The sequence below is a fragment of the Sunxiuqinia indica genome (assembly GCF_009847015.1).
GTDB lineage: Bacteria > Bacteroidota > Bacteroidia > Bacteroidales > Prolixibacteraceae > Sunxiuqinia > Sunxiuqinia indica.
Genome location: NZ_WVEM01000025.1, coordinates 1 through 18,239, shown reverse-complemented (window position 1 = coordinate 18,239; position 18,239 = coordinate 1). Strand labels below are relative to the sequence as shown.

At 40.3% G+C, this 18,239-nt stretch carries 33 protein-coding genes; 27 read left to right on the top strand and 6 right to left on the bottom strand.

Going from position 1 to position 18,239, the window contains the following annotated elements:
* Positions 1–593: 593 nt before the first annotated feature.
* Positions 594–1,205 carry a Crp/Fnr family transcriptional regulator gene (locus GR929_RS21340; RefSeq protein WP_159523789.1) on the bottom strand — a complete coding sequence of 204 codons (612 nt, stop codon included), beginning with the start codon at positions 1,203–1,205 and terminating at the stop codon, positions 594–596.
* Between the two features lie 45 nt (positions 1,206–1,250).
* Positions 1,251–1,778, bottom strand: a complete 528-nt coding sequence (locus GR929_RS21335; RefSeq protein WP_159523793.1) for a UpxY family transcription antiterminator — start codon at positions 1,776–1,778, stop codon at positions 1,251–1,253.
* 427 nt (positions 1,779–2,205) lie between these two features.
* On the opposite strand from GR929_RS21335, the gene GR929_RS21330 reads away from it, so the two are divergent.
* Both GR929_RS21330 and GR929_RS21325 read left to right on the top strand, forming a co-directional pair.
* Positions 2,206–2,793 carry a TetR/AcrR family transcriptional regulator gene (locus tag GR929_RS21330; protein ID WP_159523787.1) on the top strand — a complete coding sequence of 196 codons (588 nt, stop codon included), beginning with the start codon at positions 2,206–2,208 and terminating at the stop codon, positions 2,791–2,793.
* Positions 2,794–2,867: 74 nt separating this feature from the next.
* Complete coding sequence (locus tag GR929_RS21325) at positions 2,868–4,007, top strand: beta-ketoacyl-ACP synthase III (RefSeq protein ID WP_159523785.1); 1,140 nt, start codon at positions 2,868–2,870, stop codon at positions 4,005–4,007.
* A 545-nt stretch (positions 4,008–4,552) separates the two neighbouring features.
* Here GR929_RS21325 and GR929_RS21320 read toward each other — a convergent pair.
* From GR929_RS21320 to GR929_RS21305, 4 genes are all read right to left on the bottom strand, one after another.
* Positions 4,553–5,800 carry a site-specific integrase gene (locus GR929_RS21320; protein ID WP_159523783.1) on the bottom strand — a complete coding sequence of 416 codons (1,248 nt, stop codon included), beginning with the start codon at positions 5,798–5,800 and terminating at the stop codon, positions 4,553–4,555.
* A 470-nt stretch (positions 5,801–6,270) separates the two neighbouring features.
* A complete protein-coding gene (locus GR929_RS21315; RefSeq protein WP_159523781.1) occupies positions 6,271–6,831 on the bottom strand; it encodes a hypothetical protein in 561 nt (186 codons plus the stop codon).
* A gap of 5 nt (positions 6,832–6,836) precedes the next feature.
* Positions 6,837–7,391 (bottom strand): hypothetical protein, encoded by a 555-nt coding sequence (locus tag GR929_RS21310; RefSeq protein WP_159523779.1) that lies wholly within the window; start codon positions 7,389–7,391, stop codon positions 6,837–6,839.
* Between the two features lie 49 nt (positions 7,392–7,440).
* Entirely contained in the window at positions 7,441–7,923 is a 483-nt protein-coding gene (locus GR929_RS21305) for a helix-turn-helix domain-containing protein (RefSeq protein ID WP_159523777.1), read from the bottom strand.
* Between the two features lie 126 nt (positions 7,924–8,049).
* Here GR929_RS21305 and GR929_RS21300 point away from each other — a divergent pair, with 126 nt between their 5' ends.
* From GR929_RS21300 to GR929_RS21180, 25 genes are all read left to right on the top strand, one after another.
* Entirely contained in the window at positions 8,050–8,394 is a 345-nt protein-coding gene (locus GR929_RS21300) for a hypothetical protein (RefSeq protein WP_159523775.1), read from the top strand.
* Between the two features lie 3 nt (positions 8,395–8,397).
* Positions 8,398–8,805 carry a sigma factor-like helix-turn-helix DNA-binding protein gene (locus tag GR929_RS21295; protein WP_159523773.1) on the top strand — a complete coding sequence of 136 codons (408 nt, stop codon included), beginning with the start codon at positions 8,398–8,400 and terminating at the stop codon, positions 8,803–8,805.
* The gene (locus tag GR929_RS21290) at positions 8,806–9,069 is read left to right on the top strand and encodes a hypothetical protein (RefSeq protein ID WP_159523771.1); all 264 of its coding nucleotides are present in this window, start codon (positions 8,806–8,808) and stop codon (positions 9,067–9,069) included. It abuts the gene before it with no gap.
* Between the two features lie 171 nt (positions 9,070–9,240).
* Entirely contained in the window at positions 9,241–9,405 is a 165-nt protein-coding gene (locus GR929_RS21285; RefSeq protein WP_159523769.1) for a hypothetical protein, read from the top strand.
* Positions 9,405–9,635 (top strand): helix-turn-helix domain-containing protein, encoded by a 231-nt coding sequence (locus tag GR929_RS21280; protein ID WP_159523767.1) that lies wholly within the window; start codon positions 9,405–9,407, stop codon positions 9,633–9,635. Before GR929_RS21285 ends, GR929_RS21280 begins: the two co-directional genes overlap by 1 nt.
* A 108-nt stretch (positions 9,636–9,743) precedes the next feature.
* On the top strand, positions 9,744–10,058 hold the full coding sequence (locus GR929_RS21275; RefSeq protein WP_159523765.1) for a hypothetical protein: 315 nt from the start codon (positions 9,744–9,746) through the stop codon (positions 10,056–10,058).
* Between the two features lie 6 nt (positions 10,059–10,064).
* Positions 10,065–10,634 (top strand): hypothetical protein, encoded by a 570-nt coding sequence (locus tag GR929_RS21270; protein WP_159523763.1) that lies wholly within the window; start codon positions 10,065–10,067, stop codon positions 10,632–10,634.
* Positions 10,631–11,428 (top strand): RNA polymerase subunit sigma, encoded by a 798-nt coding sequence (locus tag GR929_RS21265; RefSeq protein WP_159523761.1) that lies wholly within the window; start codon positions 10,631–10,633, stop codon positions 11,426–11,428. Before GR929_RS21270 ends, GR929_RS21265 begins: the two co-directional genes overlap by 4 nt.
* A gap of 14 nt (positions 11,429–11,442) precedes the next feature.
* The gene (locus tag GR929_RS21260) at positions 11,443–11,595 is read left to right on the top strand and encodes a hypothetical protein (RefSeq protein ID WP_159523759.1); all 153 of its coding nucleotides are present in this window, start codon (positions 11,443–11,445) and stop codon (positions 11,593–11,595) included.
* Positions 11,596–11,608: 13 nt separating this feature from the next.
* Positions 11,609–12,643: a DNA (cytosine-5-)-methyltransferase gene (gene dcm / locus GR929_RS21255; protein WP_159523757.1), complete on the top strand. Its 1,035-nt coding sequence runs from the start codon at positions 11,609–11,611 to the stop codon at positions 12,641–12,643.
* 37 nt (positions 12,644–12,680) lie between these two features.
* On the top strand, positions 12,681–12,953 hold the full coding sequence (locus GR929_RS21250; RefSeq protein WP_159523755.1) for a hypothetical protein: 273 nt from the start codon (positions 12,681–12,683) through the stop codon (positions 12,951–12,953).
* Between the two features lie 3 nt (positions 12,954–12,956).
* Positions 12,957–13,220, top strand: coding sequence for a hypothetical protein (locus tag GR929_RS21245; RefSeq protein ID WP_159523753.1), 264 nt, complete (start codon positions 12,957–12,959; stop codon positions 13,218–13,220).
* 1 nt (position 13,221) lies between these two features.
* Positions 13,222–13,422, top strand: a complete 201-nt coding sequence (locus GR929_RS21240) for a hypothetical protein (protein WP_159523751.1) — start codon at positions 13,222–13,224, stop codon at positions 13,420–13,422.
* The gene (locus GR929_RS21235) at positions 13,419–13,784 is read left to right on the top strand and encodes a helix-turn-helix domain-containing protein (protein WP_159523749.1); all 366 of its coding nucleotides are present in this window, start codon (positions 13,419–13,421) and stop codon (positions 13,782–13,784) included. Before GR929_RS21240 ends, GR929_RS21235 begins: the two co-directional genes overlap by 4 nt.
* Complete coding sequence (locus GR929_RS21230) at positions 13,747–13,995, top strand: hypothetical protein (protein ID WP_159523747.1); 249 nt, start codon at positions 13,747–13,749, stop codon at positions 13,993–13,995. The genes GR929_RS21235 and GR929_RS21230 overlap by 38 nt, the downstream gene beginning before the upstream one ends.
* 15 nt (positions 13,996–14,010) lie before the next feature.
* Positions 14,011–14,574 carry a recombination protein NinG gene (locus tag GR929_RS21225; protein ID WP_159523745.1) on the top strand — a complete coding sequence of 188 codons (564 nt, stop codon included), beginning with the start codon at positions 14,011–14,013 and terminating at the stop codon, positions 14,572–14,574.
* Positions 14,571–14,732, top strand: a complete 162-nt coding sequence (locus GR929_RS21220; RefSeq protein WP_159523743.1) for a hypothetical protein — start codon at positions 14,571–14,573, stop codon at positions 14,730–14,732. The genes GR929_RS21225 and GR929_RS21220 overlap by 4 nt, the downstream gene beginning before the upstream one ends.
* Positions 14,733–14,743: 11 nt before the next feature.
* Complete coding sequence (locus GR929_RS21215; RefSeq protein WP_159523741.1) at positions 14,744–15,133, top strand: hypothetical protein; 390 nt, start codon at positions 14,744–14,746, stop codon at positions 15,131–15,133.
* A 69-nt stretch (positions 15,134–15,202) separates the two neighbouring features.
* A complete protein-coding gene (locus GR929_RS21210) occupies positions 15,203–15,394 on the top strand; it encodes a hypothetical protein (RefSeq protein WP_159523739.1) in 192 nt (63 codons plus the stop codon).
* A gap of 173 nt (positions 15,395–15,567) precedes the next feature.
* Complete coding sequence (locus GR929_RS21205; RefSeq protein WP_159523737.1) at positions 15,568–15,894, top strand: hypothetical protein; 327 nt, start codon at positions 15,568–15,570, stop codon at positions 15,892–15,894.
* Between the two features lie 658 nt (positions 15,895–16,552).
* Positions 16,553–16,732 (top strand): hypothetical protein, encoded by a 180-nt coding sequence (locus tag GR929_RS21200; protein WP_159523735.1) that lies wholly within the window; start codon positions 16,553–16,555, stop codon positions 16,730–16,732.
* 72 nt (positions 16,733–16,804) lie between these two features.
* Complete coding sequence (locus GR929_RS21195; RefSeq protein WP_201301089.1) at positions 16,805–17,233, top strand: hypothetical protein; 429 nt, start codon at positions 16,805–16,807, stop codon at positions 17,231–17,233.
* A gap of 209 nt (positions 17,234–17,442) precedes the next feature.
* Positions 17,443–17,679: a hypothetical protein gene (locus tag GR929_RS21190; protein ID WP_159523733.1), complete on the top strand. Its 237-nt coding sequence runs from the start codon at positions 17,443–17,445 to the stop codon at positions 17,677–17,679.
* Between the two features lie 5 nt (positions 17,680–17,684).
* Complete coding sequence (locus GR929_RS21185) at positions 17,685–17,825, top strand: hypothetical protein (protein ID WP_159523731.1); 141 nt, start codon at positions 17,685–17,687, stop codon at positions 17,823–17,825.
* Positions 17,825–17,995, top strand: coding sequence for a hypothetical protein (locus GR929_RS21180; protein WP_159523729.1), 171 nt, complete (start codon positions 17,825–17,827; stop codon positions 17,993–17,995). Before GR929_RS21185 ends, GR929_RS21180 begins: the two co-directional genes overlap by 1 nt.
* Positions 17,996–18,239 lie beyond the last annotated feature (244 nt).

The following is an 18,239-nucleotide window of genomic DNA, read 5'->3' as shown; positions in this document are numbered from 1 at the left end:
CGATTTTTCAGGCTGTTCGCCATTAACCCGAACTCAATCAAAAATCATCAGCATGTCAAAGAACTATTGAATTTCGGCACAATGGCCGCTTGATTATTTATATTTTTTGAACAAACTATTGTTTTAATTAATAAAAAAAGTTGATTTAAATTTCCGCTGTGGCGGGAAATACCTGTGCTGGGGGTTCTTTGAACCAATCAGCACAAAGAAATTAAACAGTAGCGGGAAGCCCCGCTGGAAAAGTGCTAATTGCCATAGGTTTTGCTTTCGAATTTTAGTTTCCGAAGGAAAATATATAAAATTGGATTGACCCGCTTCTCTACACATACTTTACAATTTTCATCCTTTTGTAAAGCTACAGAAGCAGTCATTCTTTATGCTTATCAGAGATTCAGAACGACATGATGATCGACAAACAAAATTGTTGCCCCCGGGTAATTTTTCAATTAACCTGCCACCGTCCCTTTTTGCCTTCCACCACACCGGAGCTTCCCTCACTTAAGTATCAAATAGTCAGGGAGCGGATTCATCCAACCTCCGGAAATTGGCTACCCAGTGGTTGCTAAAGTTTTACAGGCTGGTAATCTTTTTCATCAAGGATGCCCGTTCTTCTTGATCATCCGACTGAGAGACTGTGGGGTAATATTCAGATAAGATGCGATAATCTCTTTGGATATGTCTAATTCGATCCCCGGATGGGTAGACAATAAATGCAAATACCTTTCCCAGGCTGAAGCACCTGCCAACTGTCGTGCCCGTTGTGCAAAATAATAGACGTACTGCAGGGAAATACAACGGGTAAAAATCTCTGCTTCAGGAAATGCTTTAAAAATCTCCTGTAAATGCTGGTATGAAATGGATAACAGCAGGCTGCCACGCATCACTTCGATATTTACATCCGATGCCCTACGCTGAAAAAAGCTTACCGGGTCACATGCAATACTTAACTCGTTCCAGATGATCGATGTTATTTCCCGACCTGCCTGATCGTCAAAGTAAAAACACCGGGCAACGCCTTTTTCAACAAAATACATGTAATCGGAGACATGACCGACATTAAGTAGCAGGTAGCGATGTCGGTGCTCAGTCACCGTCAGCCGCTCATCAAGCGCCGAAACAAGCTGGTTGGCATAGCGCTTGTCCGTCAATTTTTTGGGCAGGGGACGCAACTGGAAGATCACGTCATACAGACTGGATTTCTTCACGAAGATTAAAGTTTGGGATGATCGTTATTTTCATACAAAATGGGTTCAGAGTTTTTCAAGGTCTGAGAGCGTGATATCAATAAAGATCGTATGGTTGATTGCTTTCAGTTGAATACCAAAACGGGTTTTCCCTTGTTGTTTGACCAGTACGCCTTCGTATCCCATCAGTGGACCAGACAGAATACGGACGTGCTCTCCTTTGGAAAAGGCAGTTTCAACCAGAATGGTTTTATCCAGCCCCAGCATCCGCTTTATCCCCTCAATCTCCTTGCCCGACACCGTGAGCGGCCTTCCACCGGAAGCAACAAAAGCGACCACTTTGGGAAGATCTTTAATCGCATACAGCTGGTGTTCGTAGGTATACAAAAACAGGTAATTGGGAAAAAGCGGAAGCCTGATCTTCTTTTTCTGCCGGTTTCTCCAAATCCGGAGCGAAGTAATCGTTGGAAAGAATACCTCATAGTCCAGATCCGTAAGTGTCCTGTAAACGACCTTTTCGGAATGAGGGCGCAGGTAAAAAACATACCACTTTTTTTTCTCTAACCGATGTTTTAGTAATCGGAATGAACCGATCCCTCCCCTGTTTCAATGCGCTCTTGTTTTTCATGGTAAAGATTTTTACGTCCCAATCTTCAACCGGTCGCTCGGATGCCAGAAAGTCATCGCCGTAAAAAAAGCCTAAGGCTGGTGCTGTTTAATTCAGGTTGGAGTAAATCTTCTTTCGTATAAAAACCCGTTTCAGTGTCAAAAGAACATGCCAAAGGCTCCGTCACTTAGCAAAAGTAACTTTGAAAAAACAGACGAAAATAACATACCGTCCGTATGGTATTCAAATATAAATAAAAATTGTGCAAATAAAAAAACTAAGATAAATAGTTTTTGCACTACAAACATCCAACCAACAGAAGTAGTCGAACCTCTGATCCATATATTTTCTTACAAAATTGCTCATAAAACCAGACTTTTTTACGTAAGTTTGTAACCAATAGTCTAATTAGTTATGACGACAAAAGACCGAATTATAGAAGAAGCTTTCAAACTTTTTCTAAACAATAATTTTGAAAAAGTAAGTATCTCAGATATGGAACAAGCAGTAGGAAAAACCAGGGGCGCCATCTTTTACTTTTTCAAAAATAAGGAGGAACTATTTAACGAGGTCATTGACCGGTACATCATTGACACCCAGAACCCTCATCATAAATTTGAGTTTTCGGAGGACATCTCACTGGAGCAGTTTATCTATCAGTATATCAAGGGCATTAACACCGCCATGTCAAAAATGCTATCCCTTTCTGTTATAAATATTTACAAGCAGTATTTCTCACTATACATCCAGGCATCGCGCATCTACCCCAACTTTTCAGAAATCATGACCCAAAACTCAATTAATGAGACAAAGCTTTGGGAAAAGACGATTGAACGGGCAATAAAAAACAAGGAAATTCGCAAAGTAGACACCAGACGTTATGCTATTCTTTTCAGGAGTTGTTTTCTGGGACTGGCCTTTGACAGATGCCTCTCCCATGGCCTAAATACGGACGAATTACTAGGCATCTACCTGGACATTTACCATCAGTTAAAATTATAATAGCAGCTATTTTTCTTGGAATTGTATGTAAATATTCTTTATTTTTACATACCAATCAGTATAATTCCAATATCATGAAAACAAATGTATACATAACATCAGTCAGTAAATTCCTGCCGAATCCCCCTGTTTATAATGAAGAAATGGAACAGTTTTTAGGGTTGATTAACGACAAGCCTTCACGGGTTCGAAGAATTGTCTTAAAACAAAACGGCATCAAATGTCGGTACTATGCCCTGGACAAGAATCAACAGATCACCCATACGAATGCGAAACTAGCACTCTTTTCGATCCAAAAACTTTTCCCGGATGGAGAAATTCCGGATGATATTGATGTGCTGGCATGCGCCACGGGCAACCCTGATCAGTTGCTGCCTTCACATGCCTCCATGGTGCATGGGTTGATGAAAAACAAACCCATGGAAATCTATTCCTGCGCCGGGGTTTGTCTGACCTGCCTGCAGGCATTAAAAGTGGCATATATGAGTGTAGTCACCAATCAAACTCAAAAAGCCATTTGCTCCACCTCTGAACTGGCTTCCCCCACCCTCTTGTCAAAAAATTACCAGGAAGAGTATGAGCACTGTGCCAAAGCCGGCGAGGATCCTTACATGGCGTTTGAGAAAGACTTTTTACGCTTTATGCTGAGCGACGGAGCAAGTGCAGTACTGCTATCGGATCAAAAAAACGAGACCGGACTTTCCTTTAAAATCGAATGGATTGAAATGACGTCTTATGCCAACCAACTTCCAACCTGTATGTTTATGGGAGCCGAGCTAAGAAATGATGGAGAACTAAAAGGCTGGAAAGAATTCGAAAGTCAAGAGCTCCTTAACCGGTCGGTACTCTCCGTGAAACAGGATATTCGACTGCTCAAGCCCAATATCATTCGTTATTGGGTAGATCATTTGGAGCACTGTCTGGAGAAACACGGAACCAATGCTTCAGAAATTGATTATGTCATTCCTCACGTCTCCTCCATGTTCTTCTATGGCAAATTAGCAGAAGCAATTGAAGCCCGCAATTTGGATTTAGGGGAACAGAAGTGGTTCACGAACCTCACAGAGATCGGAAACATTGCATCAGCTTCGATTTTTGCCGCGTTAGATGATCTGCACAAGTCAGGACAGTTAAAGAAAGGGGATGAAATCCTGCTTATGGTTCCTGAGAGCGGGCGGTTTTCGTATGGAACGGTTTTACTGACTGTTGTTTAAGCCAAAGGACAACACGACATAACGATAAGTCGTTTCACATCTGGCAGTGTCGATTTATCAGCTTCTGTTAAAAAATACACCTTGTTTTGTTTGACCTTTTTTTGATTTGAGAGAGTCAATTTCAAACTTCGCTTTATTATTTTAGCAAGAACATCGCATAAAAAAGAGATATAATAGAAAATCTCAACATTGCTATCGAAAAGTATCACTGCTCACGTTCAGTTCCAGCGCACTCGTAGTAATATTCTGGAAATCCTCTTTTAGAATAGGCTCGGACATATATACCTTGTAAACTTCCACTACGATTCAACAAAAACAGCCTCACGAACGTAGACTCTCAATCATAGCTGCGTATTAAATTTCTTCCAAGCACGTTCGGAAAAAACCGGAGAAATCGAACTCGAACGGAAATTGTTGGTACTGATCTATACCCTTTATAAAAACAATACTGAATATATTACGGGGGATCCCTGTAGCAACTACTGAAGAGAAATTGCCTATAATTCCTTACAGAAACAAGGTTTCATTCCAGTGTTTACCAAAAATCAAGTCCTCCCTTTTATCGGTAATTCAATTACTAGTTTTCTCTGAAGTTTGCCCATGTCCTCACTGATTTTCTTCTCTAGTACTTTTGCATAAATCTGGGTAGTTGAAATACTTTTGTGTCCCAACACATTACTAACCGTTTCTATCGGAACTCCATTGCTCAACGTAACAGTTGTTGCAAACGTATGCCTGGCTAGATGGAAAGTCAGGTTCTTCCTTATCCCGCACAAATCAGCAATTTCTTTTAAATAACTGTTTATTTTCTGATTTGACATTAATGGGAATACCTTATCCCTGCTGACCGACTTAGGATGCTTCCGGTACTTTATCGAAATTTCCAACGCTTTGGGAAGGAGTGGGATCTTAAGTTTTGTACCGGTCTTCTGTCGCTTGGAAAAAATCCAATATTGACCGTCAATCCCTAAATTGATTTCATCCGGCCTCAGATTAATTGCGTCTATATAAGAAAGACCGGTATAACAGCTGAAAACAAAAACATCCCTGACAGTTTGTAACCTTTCGATTCCGAACTTTTTGTTTTCAATGACATAAAGTTCCTTCTCTGTCAAAAACCCCCGGTCAACTTTTCGAAATCTCAGTTTATAGGAATCGAATGGATTTTGGGTTATCCACCCCAGTCGATACCCCAGGTTGATCATCTTTCGAAATCGTTCCTGGTGTTTCATTACGCCATTATTATTCAAGGGTCTTTGATGATCCAGTGGTTTATAATTTCTAAGGAAATATTCAAAATCGGTGATGAATTTATAATTAATCTGGACAAGATAAATGTCCGCAGTTTTGAATTTAACTTCAAGGAAACGATCCAAATGCCTTTTTGTCGTAAAGTAATTTTTCATTGTCCCCGGGGAAAGGACACTGGTCTGCGTAGTATTGTGATAATCCACCAGCTCCATTAAAGAATGATCATCAAATGAATCACCGAGATAAAGCGCCTTAATATTTTCAGGGGTAATTTCCTGTTTGTTGATTTGCAACTCCCGGTAAGCGTCAGTCAGCATTGAACGGACATGTTCCAGGTAGCTGTTAAATTTTTTTGCTTCCGTACCGGAGCCTTTTGCCATTCCGCGGGCTTTGTTCCATTCATCTACTGCAACGGTCTTTTTTAGGGAAATTTCAATCCTGCGGGTTTCAACAGTGATCCGGGCATAAACAATTCCTTTACCTTTATCCCTTTTCCCAGTCCGGACAATAAACTGGATACCAAATGTGTGGGTTGTTTTCATATCATTCAATTTTTATCGGTTTAATCCGTTTTAACTGCTTCTGTTGTTAAATCCGGCCAAAAGACTCACCGGAACTCACCAGAACCGGTCAAGAATCATGCTCCATAATTACAGATTTGACCCGTGCTAACATCTAAAAAACAAATGATTAGTTCTTTCTGGTGAGTTCGAAGTTAAATAAAAAAAAGACTCACCGTTTAACTCACATTTTTTGTGATATTTCCTGATATGAATTGACATGACAAAAAACGAAAAAGCCTGTAAATCACACAATTTACAGGCTTTTGATGCTCTTTGATTTCCCAATCTGTCGGGATGACAAGATTTGAACTTGCGACCCCTCGCCCCCCAGACGCAATAATATAAAAACATAGAGAGCTGTTTTTGAGAGCATTAACAAAGCTGCAATTAAATTATTACCCGTTTATTACCCGTTTGCCGATTTAAAAAGTTTGATTTTAGCCTAGAAATCAGAACCCGGACTCGGCGCTTTTTTCATCTAAAACATTGAGGTTTTCTTTATAGATACTCATAAACCAGTCGTAGTTCATCACCTTTAAATTGGCAAAGTAGGTCGTATTATGCCCCACTTTTGCACTCGAAGGGTATAGTTGAACCATAATTGTTTTATCAGGATTGGACAAAAGTAACCCATATTTCGCATTAAAATTTACAGGATATTGCCAGTACTCAGGTTCAAAAAACAATTGATAATCCTTCAACTCAAAAAAAGCACGTGTAAATTCAAGATATGAAACAACATTATCGTGACTCATGCCAAGCGCTGTACCTTTAGGAGTAAACCAAACAACCGCCAAACTATCGCCAGACATCAACAAATTTTGAGGGTAAGTTCGCCAGACAAACCCATTACCCAAGTCTACCGCTGTATAGTCATCTTTATTTTTCTTAAACTCTCTTTTTGCCTCGCCTTTGCTCATGCCATATTCAAAACCTTTGTAAATTGTTTGGCTAAACACAGAAGACGGAATAAATATGGTGACAAATATTAGTAGTAAATAATGTTTCATGATCATTAATTTCCGTAGTGGTTATAGACTTTATCAAAGTACGGGCCTTCATAGTGGGCTTCAATTGTTGTATTATTTTCAGCAGTTGATTTAACATCAATTTCTATTTTACCGTCAGAAACATTAATAATTGCTGTTCCAGATTCGAGCTCAATATATGTATCATACTCATTTGTTTCATTATTAAAATCTGTTGAGAAAGAAGGATGATTAAAATAACTACCTATTTCATAATTTCCTGATTTTAGGTTACCGTCGAAATAAGTTTGCGTATTGATTAAAGAAATTGCCGCGCTTGATGCTAATTTATAGTAAAAATTATCCGGTAGATTATAAATAGAATCAACTTCTGTTTGTGTCATATCAACAGATAACAAATTAATTTTCAGACTGTGTGAATTTGCTGGAATATAATATTGATCTTCAACGATGCAGGTTTTTAAATCGTAAGTCACACCGTTGTACTCAATATAATTTGTTTCAACTGTTTTAATTTCCTCGTCTTTTGCACAAGACGCAATTAAAATAATGACAAATATCAATAGCGAACATTGTTTCATATCGTTTTAATTTTTGGTTCTTTAATATTCGAAATACTATACACCAGCCTTAACCGGCTTGTTTGTTTTTGCCTGGGTCGTTGAGGTCGCTTATTTTCCTTTCCAGATTGTCGATATCTCTTTCATATCGCTTAATCATTTTATCTTGTTTTTCTGATAAATCAATCCACCGTTGAACCTCGGCTTTCAGTCCTCTTATTCTACTATCTTTTTCGGTCCAATCTTCAGAAATTGCGCCATCTCGCTTCTTCGTTTCATAAACCGGCTTAACATCGTTAACATACGAAGGAACATTTTTATTTAAGACAATCTTTTGATGGTATTCTGAGACCATATCAAGAATAAAAATACCCATTGCCTCAGAAAAATGTTCAAACTTATTAAGCGTAAATTCAGTTTTTCCGGTCAAATAATTTGAGACTTTTTGTTTCGACTCGTCTAAATTTGCAGCTAAGTCACTTTGACTTATTCCGTTCATTTTCAAATACTTCTTAAAGTAGTCAATAGCGAACGATTGAAAATTATGCTCCATAACAATAACATTTTTGTAAAAAAATTTGTTACTGAGTAAAAAATTTCTTTACATTTGTACAACAAACAACAACTCAAAGATAGTACAAGTCTTTGAATTTAACAATAACGAAAAAACACTACAAGGATGGAAAAGCAAATTATTGAAATTAAAACTTCAAACAATCGAATCGATTACATTGTCGAAATTACTCCTTCAATAAGCAATCTAAAACCCACTGCCGAGGTTTTTACCGAATCTGAACACAGGCTAAAAAACCTTCCTGATCACAAACGAATCATACGATACGTTGATCGAGACATTTTATCCCGATTTAAAAACGTAGCAAGTGACATTGATGCACTAGAGCTTGCAATAAAACGCTGCAAAGGGGAAAACGAAGAGCTGGACATAAAAGTATTAGAAAAAAACATCCGAATACTTCAAACCATACAGGCATTATCCGACGAATACACCGAAATACTACACTAAGCCATGACTACACTAACCCCCAAAGAATTTGAAGTAGTTGAGCTTACCGCCTTCGGGTTAAGCCAGGACGAAATAGCCAATCACTTACAAAAGAGCCGCCACACGGTAGACGAACTAATTCGCCGGGCCAAAAGGAAATTACAACTACAAAAAGCCACCGAGCTAACCGCCTGGTACTTCACGCGCCGGTACAACATCAGTTTAAACCTCAGCCAATCGCTCCGCAAGTTGGTAAGTGCGGCCTTATTAAGCCTCGCTGTATTTAGCATGACAATAGAAAACCACAACATGTTAAGAGTGTTGAGAACACCTTCGCGAACATGTAGCGGGCGCACATCCGGAAGAAGTGGACGCAGCCGAAACGAGTATGATTTTAACGATTACGAAACCGATAAATTAAAAATAGCATAAATGGAAAGTTTAAAAACCACGGCCGATTATTTGGCCGAAGCACTAAGGCCGGTAATCCGCGAGGAAGTAGAGAAAGCCATTCCCGATCGGCTGATCACCTCGCTGGAAGCTATAAAGATACTCGAGCAAGACAAGCATTTTATTATGCGCCAGTTAAAATCAGGCAAGCTCAAAAACTACGGCGATGGCAAACACCGCCCTAAACTAAGTTACCACGAAGTACACCAACTAAAAAAAGACCTTGCCGCCAAAGCTACAAAATAGGGTTAGTGGACCTCTCCCGGCGGTTACGGTAGCGTCCGAGCCAAAGGGAGAGGGTTTCCAACAGCCATAAAAAAAAGGAGCTTGCGCAAACAAGCCCCTTGTACGACGGAATTAATCCCCCTGGATTAAAACACCATACAAAAGTAACAAACGCCCGAAAAGATACAAGCCATGAGAACAGCCTATAAAATATTCGCCTGCTTTTTTATGCTCCTTACCATTGCAGCCACCTACGGTGTATTAACGGGAGCCATTCACCAGCTCGCAATAACAGCCATGGCCGGAAGTTTAGCCGTGTTCTTTCATGTTCAATCGAAACGCAAAACACTCGACTAATGAACACACCCACCACCACCACGCGGCGCATTCCTGTCATTGTCGACCTCAGCTCTAAAAAGTGGCTCAACGAAAAAGAAGCCATTGTGTACCTGGGCATGGGAAATGCCAACACTTTTCAGCACTGGCGCAACACCGGGTTACAATACTACCAGCCCGGCAGAAAAATACTATACAAACGCGCCGACCTTGATAAGTGGATAGAGCAACACCAAGTAAAAGGATTTTAAAATGATAGTAATTATTGTAACAACAGCAATCGCATTAATCATTGTAACCGGGTGGTTGTATTCGGCATGGGTTGCAAAAAGGAAACGAACCAGAAAATACCTGTAAAAATGAGACAACCTAACAATACAGCAAATAAACTATGCAAGCTGTCAACAAGTGGATTTTATTGGCAGACGAGATATAGTCAAACAGACGAGCCAGATAACCAAGGACGTTGGGCAAGGCTTTGCTTTTACAGACAATTTCTTATAGCACGGATAAGTAGGGTGCAAGTTAAAGAAACAGTAATATTTGTCGCAACTGACTATTTTCCTACAGATGGAAATAGTAACCCTTGTTTTGTAGACACAAAAGAAGATTTTGTAAAAGCAAAAGAAGGAGTGGAGAAACGTTTCAACGAGTTTATTAAAGCTTGTTATTGATCTTAAATGGAAAATCCAGCCTCCGAAATAAAAAAGTACATCGCGTTTCGTTACCCCAACTGGCTCGACTACGCCAGGCACATGTCGCGCGTGCATCGTTTCGAAAGTTGGGCCGAAGACCTCTTAAACGATGTAATTCTGGACCTGTTACGAAAGCCGGAAGACAAACTCATGTACATGCTGGGTAATACGACCAAAAAGATTGTAAACAACGCCCCCACCACCGAGCTCGACAAGTTTGTGCTAAAGATGATACAGCTAAACGCATGCAGCCAGGTAGCGCCATTTCGGAAAAACACACTCGGGCAAAAAGTAATTGCGCGCCATCGCAATAAAGTAGATGTACAGCGCAGTGTAGAGCTAAACGGCTACGATGCCGCCACCGAAGAGTACAACGCCGAGCGCGCACAACGAATTGACCACATGCACGCACGCAACATCAGGCTAATGAAAGAAGCAGGCTACACCGCCGACGCCATACAGCTCTACGAGCACCACTACATAAAAGGGCAGCCAATAGCTGCCGGGAACGAAACAGCACTATATCGGATAAATCAATTCTTAATAAAACCATGACAAAAAAAATTGAAACACGCAAAGACGAAATTCGTCTGACCACTTCGAGCCCCGAGAAAATGTTCGGTCAATATCTTGCCAAGCCGTTAAAACGAACTTGGACCGAAGAATTCGTAGACGACGACACCTCCGAGGTTATACCCATAGAGCGCAGCGAAATGATTGTGCAACAAGGCACCTACATTGATAACGACATTTTATCGCGCATCCGCTTTCACATCGACTCGGGCGATATTACTGCCGTTGAGGTAAGCAACCAGCAGCGGCAGGCGCATATGGTATCGTACACCGGCTTAACACCTTGGTCGGTTACTGCACAGGTTGGCAAAAAGAAACACAAAATACTACTGTATGCCAACAGCATCGAAATGGCAATGGAAGTCGTAAAAGACTTTATCGAGCTCAATTTTAGAGAAACGTTCATTCTGTTGAATATTCGCGATTATAACGACTGCATCATCATTAAAGACAACCTACGCAAAGTGACCGCCGAAGACCCGGACAGCGAAGACCCGGAAACCCAGATTGATAAAAAGTTTTACAAAATAGAAGTAAAGGTAACCCGCGAATCAGGTTCCTACACATCAACATACATTGTGCATACCACCGACGTTGACTCGGCCATGATTTCGATTAACAACTGGTTGACCGACAGCATCAGCAAGCGGGCACAGGAGCGCAACGAACAAGAAGACCTCGACTTTATAACCGCCATTGAGTCGGCCGTTGTAATTCCATGCAGTTGCACGATCGACCGCGAGTTTAGTGCGGCCTATTTGAATAGTAATCAATAAAAACCACGATTGAAATGATCAGAGTAACCAAAATAACAATCGAGTGCGACCACGAATTTCAGAACATGGAAGAGCTGGAACAATTACGCACCGACATTCGCGATAAGCTTAACATTGAAGGAAGCCTCACCGTATTTCGATACACCGAACCACCCAAAAAAGAATAACGAAGTAAGCAAAATGTTAAATCACGCTAGTTTATTTTCAGGAATCGGAGGCTTTGACCTTGCGGCGGAATGGATGGGTTGGAATAACGTATTTCATTGCGAATGGAACGAGTTCGGGCAAAAAGTGCTTAAATATTACTGGCCAAAAGCAAAAAGTTATGGAGACATTACACAAACAGATTTCACTATTTGGAGAAATAAAATCGACATCCTTACCGGAGGATTCCCATGCCAACCATATAGCGTTGCAGGAAAAAGGCTTGGAAAAGAAGATGAGCGCCACCTCTGGCCGGAAATGCTTAGAGCAATACGCGAGATTTCCCCAAGTTACGTTGTGGGAGAAAACGTTTATGGGCTACTTAGTTGGAATGGAGGCCTGGTTTTCGACGAGGTGCAAGCTGACTTGGAAGCTGAAGGGTACAAAGTACAACCGGTTGTACTTCCAGCTTGTGGCCAGAACGCCCCCCACAAAAGAGAAAGAGTTTGGTTTATTGCCTACTCCACAAGCCAGGGACGAAAAGAATGGCAGCAAAATAGAGGACGGAAGGACAAAAAGAAAAATGGAGCAGAGCTGGAGTTTCGGCATAAACGATTTAGCAACAATGGGATTATTGCCAACACCGACAACGATGGACAACATGGCTCCAAAAACGGACAAAGCGATAATAAAGGAAATGACAATAACCAGACCCGGGCGAACACAATTAAGCAACTTACGGGATGTTGTAGCCCGGCAAATGTTGCCAACACCGGATGCAGCGAGTGGGAAAACGGGGTACATGGGGAAGAACAGGGAAGGGAAGCAACAAAATTTGGAGACAGTTATACGAAATTCGGACAGTTCACTAAATTCCCAAATGTTGAACCCACAATTTGTGGCGGAAATGATGGGGTTTCCGGTAAACTGGACGGAATTACCTTTTCGAAATGGCGAAATGAAAGCATAAAAGCATACGGTAATGCAATAGTTCCACAAGTGGCGTATGTAATTTTTAAAGCGATCCAAGCCACTGCATTTTCAGGCGAAGTGCAAGGCGAGAAACAATAAAAAGCTTAGTAATTCAGAAACTAAATAAGTAAAACCTATGCAATTTAAAAGCTATAAAACCGAAGACTTCACGTTAGCGGCAAGTCCGCATAATACATGTGACGGTTGTTGGTTTAAAAACAACCCGGTAGCCAATTGCCGGGGCGATGCTACGAAGTTTGCCAACAGCATTTTTTCAACCTACTCGCCAACGGGCCGCGGCTCATGCTTCAAGCTCGTTGCCGTTAAACGACTCACTACTCCGCAACAAGGAGGAATACAGAAGCCACAGCGGACACCAAAAGCCGCACAATCAAAAATTAATTTGTAAGACATGGGACGCAAACGCAAATCGTTATACACCGTTCGGGAAGCCACCGCAATCGCTTTTAAGAGCATGCCCGAGACATTCATGTGCATCAACATGGTTGAAATGGTTAGAAGTTTAACTGCCCGCCCAAGCTGCACCGACGGCACAATTACCCGCCGCCTTCGCGATCTCAGGGCCGACAACCCCGAGGCATATGGTTACGAGTGCATCAACCAGGACAAAAGCATTTACCGCAAACGAAAACTCAAAAAACTGCAACAGGTATAATATGGCGAATATAACCAAAGCAAGCAGGTATCAGCGGCACGAAAAGATAATTATTTGTCCGCAATGCAAAGGAACTGAAACAGAGACACTCACCGACTTTGACCTGTCGAAAGCCCCCGATGTAAAAATCTGTAGGGTATGCAACGGGAAAGGCCGACTACGACGAGTAATAACGATTAACGATGAAAAACTTAACGAATGAACGCATACGAAATACCCGGAGTAGTCATTACCACTTCAATGGTTGAGGCCGCCGCTTGTGCCGCTTGGAACATAAACCGCGAAGACCTTTACATGCGCACCCGGCGCCACAAAATAGTAGAACCAAGGCAAGCAGTCTTCTGGTTTCGACACAAGGTTATGAAAGAACAACCGGGAGTAGTTGTTGAGGGCACCAGTTTCGACCGCACAACATTGCTACACGCCTGTAAAACGGTCAACAGATATCAAGAAACAAACGACCGCAAGTTTATGCCTAAGTTCAACCACTTTTTAAGCAAGCTGGGGCGCGAAATACCACAACCAAATGATAAAAAAACTAAGAGAAATACAGACCGCCAGTGATATGTACGCGCTGGCAGGTATATGGAGGCAGCGCGCCGACAAACTAAGGGGCATCTGGCAGAATATGAACGAAAGCCAGGACCGCAGGCGCAAAGCCTTAATACTGTTTGAAGAAATGAAATGGCGCATAATAAAGATGGTGGAAACCGCCGCAAGCCTCGATAAAGCAACGTGGCGGAGGCAACGCAGTATTAAACGAATCTGGAATTAAAAAAGCAATCTACAAATGAAACGATGTCCCATTCATAACATGCCGATGCGAAGGCGCCACAACTCAACCATTGAGCAATGCCCGCGCTGCCTGATTGTAAAGAATAACCGGATAATAGAGCGCTCAGTTTTTAAAAAGGCCCCTAAATTCAACCTTTACCAAACAACCGCATGGAAATGGTTTAGCAGGTATGTGCTTCTGTATTATGCCGACAAGAACGCTGTAGCCATTTGCGCCACCTCGGGCCGCCGTATGAGCATCAATTCAAAACAATGTCATGCCGGGCACTACATCAAAGTAAACGACATGAATAGCACAAACTATTCAACCGCTTTTGACTTTAGAAATGTGGCGCCTCAGTACTACCGAGATAACCACTACGGTGGCGGACGTATGGACCGCATGCGCGAACACCTGGTCGGCAAGCATGGCGAAGACGCCATAAAAGAACTGGAAGCCAAGAGACATCAAGCTTTTCACCTCGACAAAGCCACCCTCGACCAGATAGCCGCTGAGTATAAAGCAAAATTCAAACAATTATTAATTGACCGCGAAATGCAAAATCCCTGGGAAAAATGACCGATGTAGAGATATTAAAACAATTGTTTTTAGAAATAGGATGCAGCTTTTCAGGATGCAGCACACTCATAGGCTCAACCGTTACGATAAAGCCAGATGATAACCGCGAGGTTGACTTTGAGTTCGACCAGTCGGGCAAGTTTTTAAGGATAATCTAACCGCTTCTGATATGCCAATTGATTACAAGAAATATCCAAAAAACTGGAAGTCTGAAATACGACCTAGAATAATGGAACGGGCAGGCAACACCTGTGAATTTGATGGATGCGATTTTAAGCACGGTGAATACGTTTGGGCTGTTAGATATAGGGGGAAAACTACAGGATGGTTTAGAGACTTTGAAGAAGCCAATAGCTACCCGAAAACTATCGAAAGTAAAAAGAATAAAGCGACCGGAAGAATAGAACCGATACCAAACCCAAAGAGAGTAAAAGTAGTGCTTACAATCGCACACCTCGACCATGATAAAACTAATCATGATGTTAAAGACGAACGACTAAAAGCAGCCTGCCAACTATGCCACTTGCGATATGATGCAAAAGAGAAATACCGAAGGTAAATGGTGGGTAACTCTGAAGAATTAAGAGATATTTTAACTAATTGAAAATAACGAAGCAATTTGTACCTAATGAACTGGAGAAAATTAAAAGAAAGATTCCCTAATTCTGAACCAGAGATTAGGGAACATCTTTCTAAAACAGGAATAAGAGACAGCAGAAGCCTTATAGATAATTTTTTAGAATCTAAAGGCTATGTTATTGGAATGGGATTCATAAAAGCATTAACAGATTATGAGCAAAGCCTTAATAAAATGGAATGAGCTGAGCCGTAAATTAAGCGATTCAGATAACTCTATCCGACCAAATAAATACGAACGCAAGGTTAAAAGGCTAATACTGCTGTTGAAGTTGTGGTTAATGGTAAATTGTATGTGGCGGCTAAACCGAAGATTAGGAAAGAACGAATATTGATAATTTATAAATAGTGAGCGATATGGGAACTGTAAGAACCAAAAATGAATTGAGATACCAATTTAATGTATCTAAAAACAAAGAAGTATTCAATAAATGCACAGAAGGAGAAGTAATGTTTTCTGATGCTTATGTAAACTGGCTTGAAGATGCTTGTATGCAAGCGAACGGAGTTGATAAAAGCACCGAAAGCTGCCATATACAAAATGTTAATGGCAGTGCTTTAAAAGCCCCTTTGACATTTAAGCAAGCTGCACAGGCGATGCATGATTTTAGTATAGCTGCAAAGAAGTGGTTAGAATCTGAGGATTACAAAAAGATAAGTGATGCTGTTAAAAATGTTTCTTAGCATTGCCATTAACGGCCGGATGCAAGGTGCGTTAACTCCGTTGCCATTGATTTGAAAAACAGACGTTACAAGTTTTTAATATTTTAAGGAAGGAATTATGAATACAAATGTATCTATTTACAAAGAACCAGTTGTTTTAGAAAAAGGTGAAACTAAAGAAATGTGTGATTGTGGTGGCTCATTAACTCGAAGGTATATTGGCGACCATAACGGATACCGAGCAACACAGCATCATTGTACTTATTGCACACAGGATTATTACGAATTGCGTGGGAAAATATTAAAAACTACCACGGACGTTGATTAGTGCAAGTATAATGCACTTTGCATAATGTTATAAACTTTTGGCGGGTTCTATGGTGTAAGGTTTAACATGACCAGAAAATGTATGATAATTTCAATCAGAAGTAAGGAGTTAAACCCGCCAATTGTTTTATAATGGTTCGCGAGTATGGAACGGAAAACGGAGAAAATGAGCTTGCTCAAATTTTCGGGAGTTTGGAGTCTCCATTGGATTTCCATCCTGATTAAATGTGCAGGTGTAGTTTTATGGGCTATCACTCGCTGTTGGCAGTTCGTTCGGGCTGCGACACGGAAATACAAGCGCGAACCATTGACAGTCATGTTTTTTAGTGAGAATTTTTAAATTTTAATGATTATGAATTTACTAGAGTTTTTAGATCACCAATCAGCCATGCGATTGCTTGGCTACGGAGTGCTTTTTTTGTTTTGTATATGGGGAATTTCGGGCAGTGTAAACCACTTTATTACAAACTATTTTCACTACAAAAAATTTAAAAATGAAGCTAAAAACGGGCGACGGGAGGAGTCCGAATGACTGTCAACGTTAAGCGTATGCGCCTGTTGGCGTTTTGAATAGAACTACAAAATTTTAAAATACAGACATAAGATGAGTAAAGAAACAAACGATACAAATACCACTAAGCCAATGGCGTATGACGCATTGTTATATGCTGGGCGACCTTTACACCTCACACTTAAAAAAGAGTGGTATGATAAAATTGCAAGTGGGGAGAAAAAAGAAGAATACAGGGAAATTAAACAATATTGGATAAATAGATTTACTTGGCACGAATTTCATTGGATGACACCGTGCGAAGTGCGTAGGGATTTTGAAAACGGAATTCCGATACTTAAAAACAAAAAATGGGAAGCTGTAGAATTTCGCAACGGATATTCAAAAGATGCACCGACAATGAGAGTTGAATTATTAGGGATTGAAATAAAGCAAGGTAAAGAAGAATGGGGAGCGTTGGCAGGGCAATTTTATTTTACGCTTAAATTAGGCAGAATACTTTGGAACAACGCACTAATGTAGCCTTGCATATAACGTCCGGTACAAGTTGCGTAATTTCCAGCGACCTTGATTAAATGTACTGCCGTTTCTGTTCTTTTTATTTTTAGGGAGGGTTTTATTTCTTGTTTTATAAATAAATTAAGCAAATACTTAAAATAAATAGTAAAATAGTTGCATGGTATTAAGTAAATGCTTATCTTTGAAGTACAATAATACAAAAACAAAACAAAATGAAAACGCAAAAATTTGAAAACAAAAGATTCAACGAAGTAAGAACACTAACATTAGTTGACACAGTAAATTCTCTTTATACACATACATTCGATGTTGATTTTCACGATGGGGACACCGATAAAGTATCAATCAATGTGAATAACAATAATAATTTAGGTAAATGGTTACAAGACAATTGTGATATAGAAGGAACTACTGAAAATGTTGAATTATTAACTAACCTTTTAAAATAAGAAAAATGAAAACGATGTACACTAATTCAGGCGAAAAAGTTCAAGTAACTAATGAAAAAAGAGATTTAGGACATGGAGAACAGGTTAAAGTAATTTATAGTGACGGTTCAGAAGGATGGGAACATTTAGAAGATTTACAGGAATAATGAAAATAGAAGAATTAAAAAAAGAACTCGGCTTATCCAATAAAGATATTGCTGAGTTTTTTGAATTGAACGAAATGAGCTATGCAAATTCAAGTGCGAAAAAGCGATATGAAAATGCACTATGCAAATTCTATGCTTTTGTAAAAAGCAAAGCGGGCGGGCAAAAATAAAAAGAACTTAACCACTGACGTTGATTAAATGAAAGATTATGCAATTTGTACTTTGTTGGCATTATGTTTTTTGCGAAACTAATTCGCTTCAAACTATTTGCTTTTCATTGAGCAAAATATTAATGTCAACGGGCTAATGGTATGGTGTCGAGCCGTGCAAAAATAATGTAGAACTTTTAAAAAACAGCAAAATGCAACAAACTCAGATAAATTTTCAAGACCCGGAAACGGCTTGCACTATACC